This is a genomic window from Stenotrophomonas sp. 05L44_2 (assembly GCF_056665995.1).
Genome location: NZ_JBFTNR010000804.1, coordinates 1 through 1,753 on the forward strand (window position 1 = coordinate 1; position 1,753 = coordinate 1,753).

Consider the following 1,753-nt stretch of genomic DNA (forward strand, 5'->3'; position numbering starts at 1 on the left):
GTACTGGTCCGGGGTGATCGGGTTCCACCAGCGCGACTCGTTCAAGGCGTAGATCGCCTCGCCATCGCCGGTGGTGCCCAGCCGTGGGCCGAGGAAGTACTGGTCCGGGGTGATCGGGTTCCACCAGCGCGACTCGTTCAAGGCGTAGATCGCCTCGCCATCGCCGGTGGTGCCCAGCCGTGGGCCGAGGAAGAAGTCGTACGACTTCTGCTCGTCGACCACGTTCTGCCGCTCCTCGACGCGGTAGTAGGAACGGCCGACCGTGGCGCTCCAATCGAAGCGATCGGCCAGGCGCCCGCGCAGGCCTGCGCTGATATCCCACGACAACTCGCGGTTGGTATTTCGCAGCGTGTCCAGGCCACCGACTTCGTTCGGGGTGAACTGGCGCACGCCGAGCACCGGGCGATTGCGGTTGGCATCCCAGTAGTAACCGTTGGCATCGTCGATCAGCGACACGCTCGGCGGATTGGTGCCCCAGATCGCTTCGGAACGGTATACCGCCAGGTTGCTCCAGGCCTGCAGATCGTTGCCGAAATCGAAGGTGGCATACAGGTTGCCCGACAGGTTCTCCGAGCCTCCGGTCAACAGCCAGTTGGCGTAGTCGGCGCTCATGCCGCAGAGGCGGCCGGTGTTGCTCACCGTATTGGCGTTGTAGTTGTAGACCAAGCGGTCGGCGGTGTAGTACTCGCCAGCGAATTTCTCGCAGGTGCCGTCGGGCGGCGCCAGGCGCTGGCCGTTGCTGGGGTCGATCAACGCCAGGCCAGCGGTGGGACGGAAGCCGACCTTGCGCTGCTCCATGTTCCAGGACGGGTACAGCGCATCGTCGGCGTCGTCCATCTGCGGCCGGTCACGGCCGAACAGCGGATCGCGCTTGGTGTACTGCAGAGCGTAGGTCACGCTCCAGTTGTCGCCGGTCTTGCCGCCCGCCCAGGACAGATCCCAGGTGTCACGCCCGCCTTCGGTGGAGGTACCGCCGCGCACGCGCACTTCGTCGCCGTCGTAGTTGGTCTTGAGGATGACATTGACCACGCCGGCGATGGCGTCTGAACCGTAGATCGCCGAGGCGCCGCCAGTCAGCACTTCGATGCGTTCGACCGCCGCCGCCGGAATGTTGCTGTAGTTGGAGAAATTGGTCTCGCCGCCATAGGGCAGCGGATAGTCGGCCACGCGGCGGCCATTGACCAGCAGCAGGCTGCGGTTGGGGCCCATGCCGCGCAGGTTCAGGCCACTCGCGTTGGGGGTGTGTGAGCCCCACTGCGATGCCGCCTCGACCGTGCCGGTCGCCTCGGTCAGGGTCTTCAGAGCGTCGTATACGGTGACGAAGCCTTCCTTCTGGATCTGTGCGGCGCTGATCACGTTGACCGGGGCCGGGCCCTCGACGCTGGCACGCTTGATGCGCGAACCGGTGACGGTGACCGCATCAAGATCCTTGGTGGGCGACGGGGCCGCTTCCTGTGCGCCAGCGGCGAACGGCAGCAGGGCCAGGGCGAGGGCGTGGGACAGCAGATGACGGCGGTTGCGGACGGACTGAGCCATGGGTGGTTGCTCTTGGATGGTGGACGCGCGGTCGGATGGCGATCCCGGGCGTTGAATCGATCCATCTCGATTCGACCGCCCTCCCCTGTGGATCGATCCAAACTAAAGCACAGCTGAACCACGCCCAGCATGCGGCGACGCAGCATCCAGCGGACGCGCGTGGTTATCGCCGAAGGAAATCCAAGCGAATCAATTGGTTGCACGACATCTTTATGGA

The 1,753-nt window shown here is 65.1% G+C and carries 2 protein-coding genes; one reads left to right on the forward strand and one right to left on the reverse strand.

Going from position 1 to position 1,753, the window contains the following annotated elements:
• Positions 1-1,536 (reverse strand): TonB-dependent receptor plug domain-containing protein (locus AC1VAN_RS20815; RefSeq protein ID WP_480986634.1); only part of this gene is annotated, 1,536 nt, incomplete at its 3' end.
• A gap of 35 nt (positions 1,537-1,571) precedes the next feature.
• Between AC1VAN_RS20815 and AC1VAN_RS20820 the strand changes: the two genes are divergently transcribed.
• Positions 1,572-1,753: hypothetical protein (locus AC1VAN_RS20820; protein ID WP_480986635.1), on the forward strand; the 182-nt coding region annotated here is incomplete at its 3' end.